Here is a 15,725-nt window from a genome sequence, read left to right on the forward strand (position 1 = left end):
ACGCAACCATGCCTGCCGCCCATCGACAAATCGTCGACCGACGTCACAACACCGCAGGTCAGGGGGAAATCGGGAGGCCGGCAGGGTTTGATTTCCGTGGTGGCGGAAAGCCGCCGGCGGCAGGAGCACGGAATGCGGAGGGAGCGAAGGGACGAGTCTCGCGCGTCATAACCGATGCGGTCGCGGCGAAACACGCGTTTTTTCGACGCGGGGAAATCTCCCCACGGGAATCTCGCTGTCGGTGCGACGCCGGATCTACTCGTTGCGTCGGTGCCGCCGCCAGGCCCATACCGCCAAGGCGACGACGGCCACCAAGGCGACGAGTCCGGCGGCGACCGCGCCGACCTCGCGGGCAATTCGGTCGTACGCTGCCCCCGCGGCGTATCCCAGGAGCACGAATCCGCAGCCCCAGAGGACGCCGCCGAGGACGTTGAAGACCAGGAAGCGGCGGTACGGCATGCGCGCGACCCCCGACAAGGTCGGGACCAGCGCACGCAGCACCGCAACGAACCGGCCGAGGAACACGGCGTACGGGCCCCGCCGGGCGATCACGCCCTGCGCACGCTCCACGCGATCGTGGTGCCGCTCCACCCACCCGGCCTGGAGCAGCCGAGGCCCGAAATGACGGCCCAGCGCGTATCCGGCACTGTCGCCCGCGATCGCGGCGAACGACACCACCGCCATCATCGGCACCAAGAGCACGTCCCGCCCGCCGGACGCGATGGCTCCACCGACCACCGCCGCCGTTTCCCCGGGCAGCAGAAAGCCCAGGAACAGCGCGTCCTCGGCGAAGACGAGGGCACCCACGACGGCGTACACCAGCGGGCCCGACAATCCCCTGAGCCAGTCAATGACGCTGTGCATACCCGCTCACCCGACTATCGGCCGTCGTCCCGGCAAACCCGCGCATCACGCGGGTCCCGGCGTTCGTCGCTCAACGCAACGCCCGGACGCGCCAGGCAGTTACCCGCCGATCGGCCGGTGAACCGCGCCCCGCACCCGATTGACCCGCATGTTCGGGCAGCGGCAGGTGGCACCGGCCGAGCGGGCGTCACCTGGCGTTCGGGGCGTCGGTGTCCCCCGTGTCGTCGGTGTCCCCCGTGTCGTCGGTCTCCGCCGCGAGGCGTTCCGCGTGGGCGGCGGCGTCGTCGGCGGTGCGGCGGGCCTCGGCCACCTCGCGCTCGGCGTGCTGCGCCTCGTGTCGGGCCTGGCGCTCGGCGTCGGCAGCATCGTGTCGGGCCTGTTCCGCGGCGGCGAGGTCGCGCCGCAGCTCGGCGAGGTGGTCGCGCGCCTGCTGATGGCGTCGGCCGGCTTCCTGCGCTCGGGTACGGGCGGTCTCGGCGGCGCGTTCGCGTCGGGTCGCGTGCGCGGCGGCCTCGCGGGCGGCGCGGCGTGCCGCGGCGAGCCGTTCGCGGGCTTCGCGTCGCGCCCGTGCCCGGCCGAGATCGCGGACCTTGCCGGGTGCCGCGGGTTGCGCCTTCGCCGGCTTCTGCCGGTCGGAGCGTCGTGCGATGCCTTCAGGGGCGACGGTGGGAAATGCCGGAGGCGTGAGAGTGTGCGCCAGCCGCCCCGATGCCCAGGCGGTGCCGGAGTCGGGATCCGCGAGGGCGGCGGCGACGGTGTCGCGCACTTCCGCCAGGGCTTGGTCGCTCAACGTCTGCCCGGCGTCGGCGGCGAGGGCTCGGGCCTGCCGGGCCAGTGCCACGGTGAGGGTGCGCTGCTGGGCGGACAGGTCACGGAGCCGCGCGCCGTCCATGTCCCGGTGTGCCGTGCGCAGCGCTTCCCCGAGTTCGAGGACACCGCGCACCTCGTCCGGCTGCGCTCGCACCAGCAGGTTGCTCGCCCACGCGGCGAGAGTCGGCCGCCGCAGCGCCCGGATGCGCTCCGCAAGCGGACGGTCGCCGTCGTTGCGGGCCTCGACGGCGTGTGCGTCGCGGGCCTTGGTGAAATCGGCGGGCGGCAGGCCGTACAGGTCGTCGGCGACCGCGTCGAAGCGGTCGCCGGCATCGGACTCGGTACGGCGTGCCATGCGCACCACCTCCTTGCGGCCTCCGTGCGTGCGGGCGACGTGGGGGCACGTGCCCGAAATCGCCGATGCTCACGCAGCGCCGGCGCACGCGGGATCGCCGGCGATTCACTCGATCAGGTGATCCGGTGGCGACTTTCCCGACCGGACCAAGCCGCGCGGGCCGGCGCTGCGAATGCCGTGCCGAGTGCCCGCGTTCGGCGGGTGGGACGAAGGGAGCCGCGGCGGTGGGCAAATCCATCGACACCCGGCTGCTGACGGAGTTGACCGAGCAGTCCGAAGACCTGCACAGCGACGCGACGCGGGCGACCCGCGCCGCGCTGGAGGAATTCCACGAGAACACACAGGAAGCGCACGAGGGCCGGCCGGTGCGGACGCGGCGCTGGTGGCGCCCGGGGATCCTGGGCGGAGCCGCCGCGGGTGCGGTGCTGCTGGGCAACTCCCGTGCCGCGGCGGCGACCGCGGACGACGTGATGGCGCTGCAGACCGCGGCGTCGATCGAGAACCTCGCGGTGAACGTCTACACCACCGCCGCGGGACTGCCGTTCATCAAGGGCGGGAACGCGGTCGTGGTCGCGTTCATCGACAAGACGACCGCCCAACACCGGGCCCACGCACAGGCGTTCAACGCCGCCGCCGTCAAGGCGGGCGGCAAGGAGCAGACCGGCCCGGACCCGAAGTACGCCGCGATCGTGCAGCAGGCCCTGCCGACGATCAAGGGCCCGGCGGACGTGGTGAAGCTGGCGATCACGCTGGAGGACGTCGCCGCCCAGACCTACACGAAGAACGTCTCGCAGGTGTCCGACCCCGCGCTGCGGCAGCTGTTCGGATCGGTGGCGCCGGTCGAGGCCCAGCACAAGGCGGTTCTGCTCGCCGTCCAGGCGCTGCTGGCCGCCGATCTCGCGGCGCAGATCAAGCTGCCGCCGGATGCCGCCGCCCTGCCCGCGGCGGCGGGGTCCGTCGGGTTCCCCGACGCGTTCTACCCGACCAAGGACGCTTCCCCGATCACCGAAGGGGCCGTGAAGTGAGCCGCAACCGCAAGCCCGAGGCGTTCCAGGGCTCCGAGGCCGAACTGCGGGCGCTCACCGCGCAGGTCGACGAAGTACACCGCGCGACGCTGCCGCACATGTACGCGGCGGCGGCCGAGCTGTCCGAGCAGATCCGGGAGCCGTCCAGGGCAACCGCAGCCATGTCCGAGCCGGCCCTGGACCGACGCCGGTTCCTGCGCGGCGTCGGCGTGGTCGGACTGAGCGCCTTCGCACTGGCGGCGTGCAGCAGCGACAACGGCAAATCCTCCACCCCGTCCACGCCGACCGCGCCCGGTTCGGGGCAGGCGGCCCCCGCCGCGGGTACGTACACCGGCGACTTGCTCGTCGTCGCTCTGGCGGTCGCGCTGGAGAACCAGGCGGTGGGTGCCTACCAGGCGGCGGTGCAGGCGGCCGGCGCCGGGAAGCTCGGGACGGTGCCGCCCGCGGTCGCGAACTTCGCCACGACCGCCATGGCGCAGCACGCCGACCACGCCAAGGTGTGGAACAACGTCCTCACCCAGGCAGGCAAACCGCCGATCACCGGCGTGCCGCTCAAGAGCCAGGCGGCGGTTGCCGACGCGCTCGGCAAGGTCACCGACATCCCGGGTGTGGCGCGCCTCGCCTTGCAGTTGGAGGACCAGGCCGCACAGACGTACCTGTTCGCCGAGTTCAACGTCACCGCCCCCGCGGGGATCGAGACGGCCGCCACGATCGCCCCTGTGGAGGCCATGCACGCCGCGACCCTGCACTACCTGCTCGGTGAATACCCGGTCCCGGCGGACTTCCTGCCTGTGGACAAGGCGGCCAAGACCGACGACCTCACCGTCTGAGCGATCCGGCGCCCCGGCCCGGGCACCCCTCGGGCGGTCCAGGACACCGGCAACGGTGTCCCGGACCGCCCGGGGGTGACCCCGGCCGGCCCGCGCGAGGTCAGTGCAGGTCGAACCGGTCGAGGTTCATCACCTTGTCCCACGCGGCCACGAAGTCGCGCACGAAGCACGCGGCGCCGTCTTCGGACGCGTAGACCTCGCAGATCGCACGGAGTTGGGAGTGCGCACCGAAGACGAGGTCGGCCGCGGTGGCGGTCCACGTGACGGAGTCGGTGCCGCGTTTCCGGCCCTCGTAGACGTTCTCCGCCGTGGTCGAGGGCTTCCACTCGGTGCCCATGTCGAGCAGGTTGACGAAGAAGTCGTTCGTCAGCGTCCCCGGGCGGTCGGTGAACCTGCCGTGGGAGGACTGCCGGAAGCCGGTGTCCAGGACGCGCATGCCGCCGAGGAGGGCCGTCATCTCGGATGCGGTGAGCGTCAGCAGGTTGGCGCGGTCCAGCAACAGCGTCTCCGGCGACAGCTTCTCGCCTTGCCGCAGGTAGTTGCGGAACCCGTCCGCGCGCGGTTCGAGGACGGCGAACGACTCCGTGTCCGTCTGCTCCTGCGAGGCGTCGGTACGCCCGGGCGCGAACGGGACCGTGACGTCGTGTCCTGCGTCCTTTGCGGCCCGTTCGACGGCGGCGCACCCGGCCAGGACGATCAGGTCGGCGAGCGAGATCTTCTTGCCGCCGGACTGGGCGTCGTCGAACTCCTGCCGGATCCGGTCGAGGGCCTGTACGGTGCCGGCGATCTCGGGCAGGTCGTTGACCTCCCAGCTGTTCTGCGGGGCGAGCCGGATGCGTGCTCCGTTGGCCCCGCCGCGCTTGTCCGTGCCGCGGAAGCTCGCCGCCGACGCCCAGGCGGTCGCGACCAGGTGCGGGACGGGGATCCCGGCGTCGAGGACCCGGGCCTTGAGGGCGGCGATGTCGGCGTCCCCGACCAGCTCGTGGTCCACCGCGGGGACGGGGTCCTGCCACAGTTGCGGCGCCGCGACCCAGGGGCCGAGGTAGCGCGAGAGCGGTCCCATGTCACGGTGCAGCAGCTTGTACCAGGCTTTGGCGAAGGCCTCGGCGAGCTTGGCCGGATTCTCGTGGAAGGACTTCACGATCGGCGCGTAGACCGGGTCCAGCTTCAGGGACAGGTCCGTCGTCAGCATCATCGGCGCGTGCCGCTTCGCCGGGTCGTGGGCGTCGGGCACGGTGTCGGCGGCGGCCGGGTCCGTGGGGGTCCACTGGTGCGCGCCCGCGGGGCTCGTCGTCAGTTCCCAGTCGTAGCGGAGCAGGTTGTCCAGGTAGCCGTTGTCCCATGTGGTCGGTGCGGAGGTCCAGGCGCCTTCCAGGCCGCTGGTGAGCGCGTCGCCCCCGCTGCCCGTGCCGTAGGAGTTCCGCCAGCCGAGGCCCTGCTGTTCGAGCGGGGCGGCTTCGGGCTCGGGGCCGATGTACGAGGGGTCGACGGCGCCGTGGCACTTGCCGAAGGTGTGGCCGCCGATGATGAGCGCGGCCGTCTCCTCGTCGTTCATCGCCATGCGCGCGAAGGTCTCGCGGATGTCCCGCGCGGCGGCGAGCGGATCCGGGTTGCCGTTCGGTCCCTCCGGGTTGACGTAGATCAGCCCCATCTGGACCGCGCCGAACGGGCCGGCGAGTTCCCGGTCGCCGCTGTAGCGCTCGTCTCCGAGCCAGGTGTCCTCCGGTCCCCAGAAGATCTCTTCCGGCTCCCACACGTCCGGACGGCCGAAGCCGAAGCCGAACGTCGTGAACCCCATCGACTCCATGGCGCAGTTCCCGGCGAAGACCAGGAGGTCGGCCCAGGAGATCTTCCGGCCGTACTTCTGCTTCACCGGCCAGAGCAGCCGGCGCGCCTTGTCCAGGCTCGCGTTGTCCGGCCAGCTGTTGAGGGGGGCGAAGCGCTGCGCGCCGGCGCCCGCGCCGCCGCGGCCGTCGGCGATCCGGTAGGTCCCCGCGGCGTGCCAGCTCATGCGGATGAAGAGCGGTCCGTAGTGGCCGTAGTCCGCGGGCCACCACTCCTGGGACGTCGTCATCACCGCGAAGACGTCCCGCTTCAGCGCGTCGACGTCGAGGTCCGCGAACTCCTTCGCGTAGTCGAAGTCCCCGCCCGGCGGCTCCGGCTGGGGAGCATGCTGGCGGAGGACCTGGAGATCCAGCTGCTGCGGCCACCAGTCCCGGTTCGATTTGGGCCGGGTGGGCGCGGGGGTGGGTGAGGGGATCGCCGGATTTTCGCTCTCGCTTTGGGACACGTCCGCCCTTCTTCCTGTCTCGGTGCTCCCGCGGGGAGCGGCGCCCGCGCCGGCGGGGCAGTCCCGTCCGCCGCGAGGCCGACTCGTGCCTCTCGGTGATCCGATGTTTGCGCACCGTCACCGGTGCGATCGGGAGGACACGCAGGGGCAGTGCACCTAAGGGAAGCTGTGCGCGCCGACGGATGCGGAGCCGCGGGAAAGACGGCCGGACGACGGCGCACGGGTGTGAGACCCGCGGTGCCCCGGATCCGAGGCATCGCGGCACGCCGCCGCGCTCCCGCCCCCGTCTGGGGAAGACTGGTCGTACGGTCCCCAGCCACGGGAGGAGTCGCCATGGACGCCGAGCCCACCGGCCATGCCCCCACACCCGCGGCACGACTGCTCCGGCTCATGGCGGAGACCGCGGGGGTCGGCATGTACGCGATCGACGACCGGGGCCGGATCGCCGAGGTCAACCAGTGCGGCCGACAGCTCCTGGCCCGTTCCGCAGAGGACCTCGTCGGGCAGGACGCCCACGAGTTCCTGCACCGGGACAGCCACGGCGGGCACCTGCCCCCTTCCCAGTGCGCCATGATGCGGGCCTACCTCGCGGGGCGCGCCGCGCAGGGCGACGCGGTATGGCTCGAACGCGGCGATGGCACGTTGCTGCACGTCGCCTGGCTGGTGGCGCCCTACACGACGGACGACGGGAGCTTCGGCGCGTTCGTCGTCTTCCACGAAGCGGCGACCGGTGTCCCGAACACCGCCGCCGTCGACGCGTCCGTGCTGGCCGAGCTCGACCGCCTGGCGCTCCTCGCCGAAACCACGACCACGCTCACCAGCACGCTGGAAATCGACGAAGGCGTGCAATTGCTCGCGCGGCTGCTGGTCCCGCGGCTCGCGGACTGGGCCGTGGTCGACCTGATCACCGAAAGCGGCGAAGTCCGGCGCGACACCGTCGTCCACCACATCGACGGCGCACGGCATCGCCGCCACGACCTCGAAGGCCCGATGCCCCCGGTCCCCGAGGGCTCCCCCATGCCGCTGTCGCGGGCCCTGCGCGGAGCAGCCGCGTCCCTCGCCGGGCCGGGGCACTACCAGGGGCCGCCCGACTCGGGCATCGCGGTGGCCCAACGCGAGCTCTTCGACGCCACGGGCATGCATTCCGTGGCCATCGCCCCCATCCGCGGCGCAGGCGAAGTACTCGGCGCCTTGACCATCGGCCGCAGCGAGCGGCCGGACGCCTTCGGACCGGACGACCTCACGCTGCTGGAGGACATCTCCCGCCGAGCCGGGCTGACGTTCTCCAACTCCCGGCTCTACCAGCGCCAGCGCGCGGTCGCCGAGACCATGCAACGCCACCTCCTGCCCCAACTGCCGCATGTCCCGGGCATGGGCATGGTCGCCCGCTACCGGCCCGCCCCCGACGCGTCGCAGGTCGGCGGGGACTGGTACGACGCCTTCCTGCTTCCCGACAGGTCCGTCGCCCTCGTCATCGGCGACGTCGCCGGCCACGACCTCGATGCCGCCGCGGGCATGGCGCAGGTCCGCAACATGCTGCGCGCCTTCGCCTGGGACCACCGCGAACCCCCCAGCCTCGTCGTCCGCCGCCTCGACCAGGCATTCCTCAACATCACCGATGCGGCCATGGCGACGATGGTCTTCGCCCGGCTCGAAGCCGCCGACGACGGCGGCTGGGACCTCACCTGGGCCAACGCCGGGCACCCTCCCCCGCTGTTGGTCACCCGCGACGGGCGGACCCGCTTCCTCGACGAAGGACACGGCGTCCTCCTGGGCAGCGACCTCGACCTGCACCGGACCGACGGCAACGTCCGGCTTCCGCCGGACAGCACACTCGTGCTGTACACGGACGGCCTCATCGAGGTCCCCAGACAGGCGATCGACATCGGGCTCGACAACCTCCGCCGCCACGCGGCCGCCCTCTGTCGGCAGCGTCTCAGCACCTTCTGCGACCTGCTCCTCGACCGGGTCCGCCCGCCCGAAAGCACCGACGACGTCGCCATCCTCGCGGTGCGCGCACCGGGCGGCGCACCGCAAGGACCGCCTGCGGCAGCCGACACTCCGGACGGAAGTCCGTTCTAGACTCCCGGAATGCCCGAAGCCGAATCTCGTTCCGCAGCCGAACCTCGTTCCGAAGCCGCACCGCGCAGCCTGGCCGAAGTCCGCGACCGTATCGACGGCATCGACGCCGAACTCGTCGCGCTGCTGACCCGCCGCCAGTCGCTCGTCCGCGCCGCCGCGGCGTTCAAGACCGACGAACAGGCGGTGCGCGCGCCCGACCGCGTGGAGCAGGTGATCGCCGCCGTCCGCGAGCGGGCCACGGCCGCCGGGCTCGCCCCCGAGGTCGCCGAGGCGGTGTGGCGCGCGATGATCGGCGCCTTCATCGCCCTCGAACTCACCGAACACCAGCACCTCGGCTCCGCAGGACCCGGCAACTCGGCCTGAGGGAGAAGCCTTCGGCCACGGGTCGGGAACCGGCGGCACGTCGTGCGCCGACAGGTGCGGCGGGTCGGGCTACGCGGCGCTGCGCTCAGTGCGGCAGTGTCGCCTGGCTGGTGACGAGTTCGCGGTACGGCGTGCAGCGGGCGACGAGTGCGGTGTGGTTTCCCGCGTCGACGACCGCGCCGGCGCTCATCACGATCACGTGGTCGGCGTGCCGGACCGTGGAGAGGCGGTGCGCGACCACGATCACGGCCCGGGTCAGCGCGAGGTCCTCCACGATGGTGCGGAAGCGCTGCTCGTTGATCCCGTCGAGCTGGCTTGTGGGTTCGTCGAGCAGGACGATGTCGGCGTCGGACAGCAGCGCCCGGGCCAGGGCCATGCGCTGGCGCTGGCCGCCGGAAAGATCGGACTCACGGCCGAGCAGGGTGTCGAGGCCTTGCGGTAGGCGGGCGATGTCGTCGGCGAGGCCCACCACCGCCAGGGCGGCGGCGAGTTCGGTGTCGCGTGCGGGCCGGGCGCGGCCGAGCTGGAGGTTCTCGCGGGCGGTCGCCTCCAGGAGCGTGAACGCCTGGTCGACGTAGGCGATGCGAGCGCGCAGCGCGTCCAACGGCCAGTCGCGCACGTCGTGCCCCAGGACTTCGACGGATCCGGACGCGGGCCGGAGGAACCGGTCGACCAGTGCCAGCGTGGTGGTCTTTCCGGCGCCGGACGGTCCGACGATCGCGGTCAGGCCGGTGCGTTCGACCGTGAAGGAGACGTCGCGCAGGGCGGCTTCGGTGGCACCTGCGTGCGTGTACGAGACCGAGCGGAACAGCACGGCGGGTGCGTCGGGCAGCGGCCGCGGGACCGGCCGGTCCGCGTCGTCGGGATCGGCCTCGGGACGCATGAGCAGCACGTCGTTGCAGCGGTCGCGGGCCGCGAACCCCGCCTGGAGGCGGCCGAAGCCGCTCGCCAGAGCGTTCACCGAAGGGACCGTCTGCAGCAGGTAGAGGAGGAAGGCCGCGAAGGCGGCGGCTTGGAGGTCGCCGCGCGCCAACCGCGTACCGCCGGTGAGGATCACGGCGATCATGGCGAGCTGGTTGCCGAGGGTCAGCACCGCGGGGATGAGCGCGCCCAGCCGGGTGCCTTCCAGGGAGACCGCGCGCAGGCGTTCCGCGTCGGCGGCCAGGGCGCGCGAGGCCACCGGCTCGGCGCGGTAGGCCTTGATGGTGGTGAGTGCGTCCAGGTTGGCGGTGAAGCGTTGGGCGAGCTGCCCGACCGCGGTCTGCTGTCCGGCCATGCTGACCCGCATCCGGCGCAGCACCAGCAGCACCAGGACGGTCAGGACGGCCAAGGAGACGACGGTGACGACGGTCAGCAGCCAGTCGATCCACAGCATGATGCCCAGGGTCGCCGCGATCGTCAGTGCGGCGAGCGGCAGTTGCGTGGCCACGTCGACGACTTGGCGCAGCAGCATCGCGTCGGAGGTCACCCGGGCGGCGAGGTCGCCGGCGCCTTCCGCGCGTACGACGGCGAGCGGAAGTCGCAGCGTGTGCTCCATGATCCGCATGCGCAGCCGGTAGGCCATGCGTTCGCCGATGCGTGCGAGTTGGAAGCCGGACAGGGCTTGCGCCAGGGCGCTGCCGACGGCCGCGACGCACATCAGGGCGACGTCGGTGCCCAGAGGCCGGTGCCTGGAGAAGTCGGTGATGATCTCGCGGACGAGCAGCGGGAGCGCGAGTGTGGCCCCGGCGGCTGCCACGGCGAGCAGGAGGGCCCAGGCGAGCCGGCCGGACTCGGCGGTCAGTTCCCGGCGGAGCCGGACCGGGCCCGGAGCGCGGCGGGCGGTGGCGGGGGGCGGTTCGGCCACGGGAAGCCTCTCTGGTGCTGCGGCGGCCAAGGGGCGTGCGCCGGGCGGGTGTGAGCGGTCGGGCGGTCGGAAGGCCAGGTTCAGGGGCGCGAAGGCTCGACGGTTCGAGCGCACGGAACGGGCCGGGGCAGCAGTGCTGCCCCGGCCCTCACGCCGACCGGGCGTCACCGCCCGGTCGGCTCCGCGGTGCGGGCCGCCTTTGCCGGCGGCGGCAGGCTCAGAGGCAGATGAGCGTGCTGAGCGTGCTGGCGCCGCAGTTGAGGACGCTCAGCGAGCTGACGCTCGCGAGGCTGTCGTCGATCGGCGTCGCCTGGGTCTCGGCGACTTCGAGGGTCTGGAGGTCGAGGATGGCCATGGCCGTTCTCCTTCGCTACGGGTGGTGCATCACCCGGCCGGGCGGCCGGGAGTCCGGGGTGGCGCGGGACGCGCCGGTGGGGACGTGCGGGTGGTTCCGAGGACTGTGCTTCCGGGGACCGTGCGTTCCGCGGTCAGCCGCGGCCGGCGGACGCGGGCGGCGCTCCCGCGGGGATGCCGGTCCAGGGCAGGAACGGAGTTCCGGCGAGTGCCGTGCCCAGGGCCAGCAGCACCCCGGCGGAACCGGAGGCGAGGTCCGCGGACAGACGCAGCAACTGGTCGCCCGGGAAGGCGAGATGGCCGCGGTAGGTGATCTGGTGGAGGGCGAGGAGCCGACGGTGCCGGTCGAGGACCGCATCGGTTGGTCCGGCGGGGTCCGCGGTGGGCCGGGTCACCGCCAGGTATCCGAGGAGCCCGGCCCGTCCGTTGAACAGTCCGGGCTGGATGATGAATTCGGGTTCGGCCGCGCGCCGGATGGGCGCGGTGGAGGCAGCCGCCGCGATGTCGGGCCGGTGTGCGGTGAGGGCGGCCAGCGCGAGGCCGATCCCGGCGCTGCCCGTCTCGATGTACGGGAGCACCCGCCGTCCGTCGACGACCTGCAGGGTGCCGTCCGCGACGGTCGCGCACCGGTCGAGGTCCAGTTCCAGCAGGGCCTCCGCACGGTGGAGCAGGGTGTCGTCGCCGATGTGCTCGTACAGGCGGACCAGCGCGAGGGCGGGCCCCGACGCGCCGGCCAGCAGGCCGGCGCGTCGGCTGTGGTCCGCCGTGCCGGTCTTCTCCAGGGTGTCCGCGGCGTGCTCGGCGTGGGTGCGGGCTTCGTCGACGAACCGGTAGTCGCCGGTGGCGTCGGCGAAGTGCAGCAGGGTCAGGGCGATGCCCGCGTTTCCGGTGCCGAGAGACGGGCCCGCGTCGGTCTCGGAAGCCTCGGTGGCGCGTGCGAGGAGCGCGAGCGCGGCGGCACGTTCCCCGAGCAGGTCGAGGGCGTAGGCGACACCGTGCCCGCCGAAGTACAGGCCGGGGCGGACGGGTCGGCTGCGCGCCGCACGGACGAGCCACCGCACGTGCGCGGGGTCGATCGCGGCCCCGGTGGCGTGCAAGGCGTACAGGACGCCGGCCGCCCCGTGGGCGAGTCCGAGCCCGCCGTGCGTGAACTGGGCGACGTCGCCGGGGAAGAGCCGGTCGACGCGCTCGGGTGTCGCCATCGCCGCGATGCCTTCGGCCAGCGAATCGCGGATCCGCGGCCAGTCGGCGTCCGGCGCGGACAGCAGGGCCTTCGCCTCGGCACGGCGCTGCCCCAGCTCCGGCCGCGCCATGCGGCCGTCCGTCGGTACGGCGCCCAGCAGCGCGCGGATGTCGTCCGCGTACCCGGGCGGCACGGGGAAGCGCCGTTCGAGGGCGTCGGCCAGTTCGGCGGCTTTCCCCGGGTCGAGGGCCGGAAGCTGCGCGAGCGGGAAGAACAGCCACAGCCGCAGGGCGGCCAAGCCGTACCGGTCGATCTGCGTCCCGGTGTATCCGGGAGGTGCGGCGAATCCGGCCGCACCCAGTGCCGGACGCAGGAATTCCTCGACCGGGCTGGCGAGTTCGAAGTCGATGAAGCAGATGTCACCGTCCGGGCGGACGATCAGGTTGCGCGGATGGAGGTCCCCGAAGACCACCCCGCGGGCGTGGATGGCGTCCAGGGTCCGCTCGACGCGCTCCACGATGCCGAGGGCTTCGCGGGTGTACGCGGCGACTGCGGCTTCGTCGGCGTCCGGGTGGATCAGCGGGTAGTGGGAGGTGAGCCACTCGCTGAGCGCGCCCCCTTCGACGAACTCCTGTACCAGGAAGTGGTGTTCCCAGGCCTTCAGCAGGCCGTGGACGGCCGGGACGCCGGGCAGGCCGGCCACCCGGGACAGCATGTCGTGCTCCTGCCGCAGCCGTGTGACCGCGTCCACGCCCCGCTGGTCCAGGCCCGCGTGCGGGCGTGCCTCCTTCAGGACCACCTGGGGGCCGCCGTCGCGCCCGCGTGCCAGGTAGACCCCGCCCGCGTTCGAGAAGTGCAGGACCTGCTCGACCGTGTAGGGCAGTCCGGAGTCGCTCTGCGTAGCCCGTTCGGCGACCGCGGAGGCGATGGCCGCGGGGACCGGAGCCCAGGGCGGGAGGGAGAATCCCGCGCCGCGGACGTCCGGAACGAGTCGGCCGTCCGGTTCTTCGAGGGCGAGCACCCGGTCGCCGGCCTCGTTGCGGCAGTACCGCTCGGCGAAGCCGCCGTACCGCAGGTACAGCGGGCCTTCACCCCAGCGCAGGTCGCTGAGGATGTACGGGCCGCGCCGCCCGGCAAGGCGGCGCCCGAGCACGTCGAGGCACTTCGCCAACTCCCCGTCGTCCGCCGGGTACAGCGTGCAGAACTTGCCGCTGGCGCTGCGGGGCGCGTACTTGGAATTCTGCACTTGGAGGATGGGAAGGCCGCGCAGGAATTTGAAGGTCATGCGCTCGTGCAGGCAGTAGTCGTAGACCTCGGCCAGCACCGCCTCGGCGTCCTCCGCGCACGACGAGACGTGGATCTTCCAGCCTTGCGACGGAAGTTCGACACCCTCGGGGCGCACCACCGCCCAAATCTCCAGGTCACCGCGCTCCCAGCCGGCCGGCAGCGGCGCGCCCACGGCAGCGAATTCCTCGGGCGCGCCCCAGCGCCGCGGGGAGTCGTAGAAGAGCGGATCGGCGTAGGCGTAGGCCTCGTAGCGGTTGTCCACCGGAACCCTCCTCGGGAGCGAGGCATGTGCGGGTGTGCGGGTGAAACGGCGGTGGGCCCAATAGGGCGGCCCGGCCGGCCGGCGCATTCTGACGGGGCGTCACAATGCGGCCTGCGTTCAGAAGATGGTGTGACGATATGAATTCTTGGGCGGCGGCACGATTGGCGACAACGGCGCACGGTGGTATTTCCCGCCGCCATTGCACGACAACGATGCGCCGAACCGGTTGGTGTGCGCCGTTGCCAAAGCCTTGCGTGGCATGGTATTTCCGTCGAACACCCAAGCGATGCCGCGTCACATATTGGCGCACCCGGGCCCGATGAAATGACGCATTGGAATCACTGTCGGATCAAAAGCGCGCCGGCTGATCACGATCAATCCGACGATGCGGCGCCCGGAAACGCCGTTCGCGCGCACGGCGGCTTCGTGGACGGCTCCGGACGCGCTGGGCGTGGACGACGCGCGTCGAAGGACCACCCGTCGGAGTGGCGGCACCGGACCGGATGGCGGCCGCCACCGGTCCGTGCTCACGTCAGCCGAAGCCGCGATCCGCGATCTACCGCCCCGCCATCACCGCTTGCCCCCGAGCCCCGTGCCACGATGGCCGGCCGGCCACTGCCGGCCGGCGTGCTCGGCGGTACGCCAGTCCGCCCAGCGGCCGCCCGCGGCCCTGTCGAGCAGCTCGACGACATCGCCCACGCGCTCGGCCGCGGCAGCCAGGGCGCAGATACGGTCGACCAGGGCCGGGTCGGGGCGGTGGTGCCGAGGCGGCGGTGTGTGGAGGGCGCGCGTGAGGAGCACGGTGGCGGCGTCCCGGTCCAGGGTGGCCGGAGTGTCGGCGGCGAGCAGGGCGTCGAACGCCTCCGCGGTGATCGGCAGGGTCGCGATGTGCTGCGCCCGGCGCAGCTCGGCGGCGTCAGCGGGTGGCGTGCGGGCCCAGAACTGCTCTCGCCGGTCGGCGGTCATGCGGGCCAGGGCGCTCAGGACCGCCCAGCGGTGCGGGCCGGGTCGGGCGGCGGCGATTCCGGAGCCGGCGAGGTCGGTCTCGCCGTCGGTCGGACGCTGGGTTGCGGTGTCGCTCGCGAGCATCGCCGCGGCCAGTGCCAGGTTGACGGCGCTGCGGCTCTCCGGCGGGAAGCCGTGCCGTTCGAGGTCGACGAGTTCCTTCCATCGGCCGGCCACGATCAGCGCCGTGGGCAGGTATGCGATGGGAAGGACGGCCTTGGTCAGCTCAGCCGAGGTCACCCCCACAGCCAGACCGTGGCCAGGTCGGCGAAGGCGCCTGGCTCGCTTGCCGCGCGCAGCGGGCGTATCTCTTTGTGGAACCGGAGGGTGACGCCGGTGACGGGTACGGGTGGTTGTCCGGGCACGATCATCACCGTGCCGGCGGGCATCTCGAACTGCCCACTCCCCCAGGCGCTTCCCCAGGAAGCGACCTCTGTCTCTTCGTGCCACACCAGCTCGGCGCGCAGACCCGCGAAAGTCGCGATCGGGTTCTGTTCCCGGTCGTGGAAGACCGCACGGTCACTGCCGTCGTGTAGCGCCTGCCACTCCCTCTCGTCGAGAACGGGGGCGTCGTGGGGCTGGGTGAACCGCTGATGGGACAGGACGGCCACGTCACGACCCCAGGTGTCCGCACCGATGGAACGAACGTGCAGGATCCGCATGTTCCGGAGGTAGGCGGCTTGCATGGCACCCTCGGCCGGTTCGCGACGCGAGCACATGAAAGAGGCGGGCCGCCCGTCAAGAGCCGCCGCTCCCACTCTGGTTGCCAGGCTCTCCACGCGCAGGACGTCGTCGACGGTGACCGCCTCGTCAAGCGACCCCGCCTCGATGAGCGCCACCACCGCACCGTCCGGATCGTCGGCGCGGGCCACCACCGCGGTCCCGTCCGAGGACGTCTCGATCTGCCAGATGTCGTCCTCCTCGATCAACGCTCCGGCGAGCGCATCGAGGAACTGCTGACGCCTCAGGTGCTCGGTTTCGGTCACGACCGGCGAGCGTAGACCTGCGTTCCCACACGCGTCCGCGCGTGCCACCGAGGCGAGTTCAACGTTCGCCCCTCACCAGCCCGGTCGGCTCCTTCGCGTCGCAATGCGCTCATCAGCTCGCCGCACCGGCCCGGGGCCGGCCCGGCGCAAGGGGCAGTCCAGGACGGCTCCGACGCTGTGATC

At 72.4% G+C, this 15,725-nt stretch carries 12 protein-coding genes; 4 read left to right on the forward strand and 8 right to left on the reverse strand.

Annotation, left to right across the window (positions count from 1 at the left end):
• Nucleotides 1-255 precede the first annotated feature (255 nt).
• Nucleotides 256-864 (reverse strand): DedA family protein, encoded by a 609-nt coding sequence (locus tag ACPA54_RS26045; protein WP_423533674.1) that lies wholly within the window; start codon nt 862-864, stop codon nt 256-258.
• Nucleotides 865-1,051: 187 nt separating this feature from the next.
• Nucleotides 1,052-2,029 (reverse strand): hypothetical protein, encoded by a 978-nt coding sequence (locus ACPA54_RS26050; protein WP_423533675.1) that lies wholly within the window; start codon nt 2,027-2,029, stop codon nt 1,052-1,054.
• Between the two features lie 224 nt (nt 2,030-2,253).
• Between ACPA54_RS26050 and ACPA54_RS26055 the strand changes: the two genes are divergently transcribed.
• Both ACPA54_RS26055 and ACPA54_RS26060 read left to right on the forward strand, forming a co-directional pair.
• Nucleotides 2,254-3,054, forward strand: coding sequence for a ferritin-like domain-containing protein (locus ACPA54_RS26055; RefSeq protein ID WP_423533677.1), 801 nt, complete (start codon nt 2,254-2,256; stop codon nt 3,052-3,054).
• Nucleotides 3,051-3,884 carry a ferritin-like domain-containing protein gene (locus ACPA54_RS26060; protein WP_423533678.1) on the forward strand — a complete coding sequence of 278 codons (834 nt, stop codon included), beginning with the start codon at nt 3,051-3,053 and terminating at the stop codon, nt 3,882-3,884. The genes ACPA54_RS26055 and ACPA54_RS26060 overlap by 4 nt, the downstream gene beginning before the upstream one ends.
• A gap of 100 nt (nt 3,885-3,984) precedes the next feature.
• Here ACPA54_RS26060 and katG read toward each other — a convergent pair whose 3' ends face one another.
• Entirely contained in the window at nt 3,985-6,174 is a 2,190-nt protein-coding gene (gene katG / locus ACPA54_RS26065) for a catalase/peroxidase HPI (RefSeq protein ID WP_423533680.1), read from the reverse strand.
• A gap of 333 nt (nt 6,175-6,507) precedes the next feature.
• On the opposite strand from katG, the gene ACPA54_RS26070 reads away from it, so the two are divergent.
• The gene (locus tag ACPA54_RS26070; protein WP_423533682.1) at nt 6,508-8,256 is read left to right on the forward strand and encodes a SpoIIE family protein phosphatase; all 1,749 of its coding nucleotides are present in this window, start codon (nt 6,508-6,510) and stop codon (nt 8,254-8,256) included.
• Nucleotides 8,257-8,265: 9 nt separating this feature from the next.
• Nucleotides 8,266-8,619, forward strand: coding sequence for a chorismate mutase (locus ACPA54_RS26075; protein ID WP_423533684.1), 354 nt, complete (start codon nt 8,266-8,268; stop codon nt 8,617-8,619).
• Between the two features lie 85 nt (nt 8,620-8,704).
• Here the strand turns inward: ACPA54_RS26075 and ACPA54_RS26080 are convergent, their stop codons facing one another.
• From ACPA54_RS26080 to ACPA54_RS26100, 5 genes are all read right to left on the reverse strand, one after another.
• A complete protein-coding gene (locus tag ACPA54_RS26080; RefSeq protein ID WP_423533686.1) occupies nt 8,705-10,465 on the reverse strand; it encodes an ABC transporter ATP-binding protein in 1,761 nt (586 codons plus the stop codon).
• Between the two features lie 217 nt (nt 10,466-10,682).
• Nucleotides 10,683-10,820: a SapB/AmfS family lanthipeptide gene (locus tag ACPA54_RS26085; RefSeq protein WP_423533688.1), complete on the reverse strand. Its 138-nt coding sequence runs from the start codon at nt 10,818-10,820 to the stop codon at nt 10,683-10,685.
• 133 nt (nt 10,821-10,953) lie between these two features.
• Nucleotides 10,954-13,551, reverse strand: coding sequence for a class III lanthionine synthetase LanKC (gene lanKC, locus ACPA54_RS26090; protein WP_423533690.1), 2,598 nt, complete (start codon nt 13,549-13,551; stop codon nt 10,954-10,956).
• Nucleotides 13,552-14,121: 570 nt separating this feature from the next.
• Nucleotides 14,122-14,802, reverse strand: a complete 681-nt coding sequence (locus ACPA54_RS26095; RefSeq protein WP_423533692.1) for a hypothetical protein — start codon at nt 14,800-14,802, stop codon at nt 14,122-14,124.
• Nucleotides 14,793-15,542 (reverse strand): hypothetical protein, encoded by a 750-nt coding sequence (locus ACPA54_RS26100; RefSeq protein ID WP_423533694.1) that lies wholly within the window; start codon nt 15,540-15,542, stop codon nt 14,793-14,795. The genes ACPA54_RS26095 and ACPA54_RS26100 overlap by 10 nt, the downstream gene beginning before the upstream one ends.
• Nucleotides 15,543-15,725: the final 183 nt, after the last annotated feature.

Source organism: Uniformispora flossi (assembly GCF_049534875.1).
Lineage (GTDB): Bacteria > Actinomycetota > Actinomycetes > Streptomycetales > Streptomycetaceae > Yinghuangia > Yinghuangia aomiensis.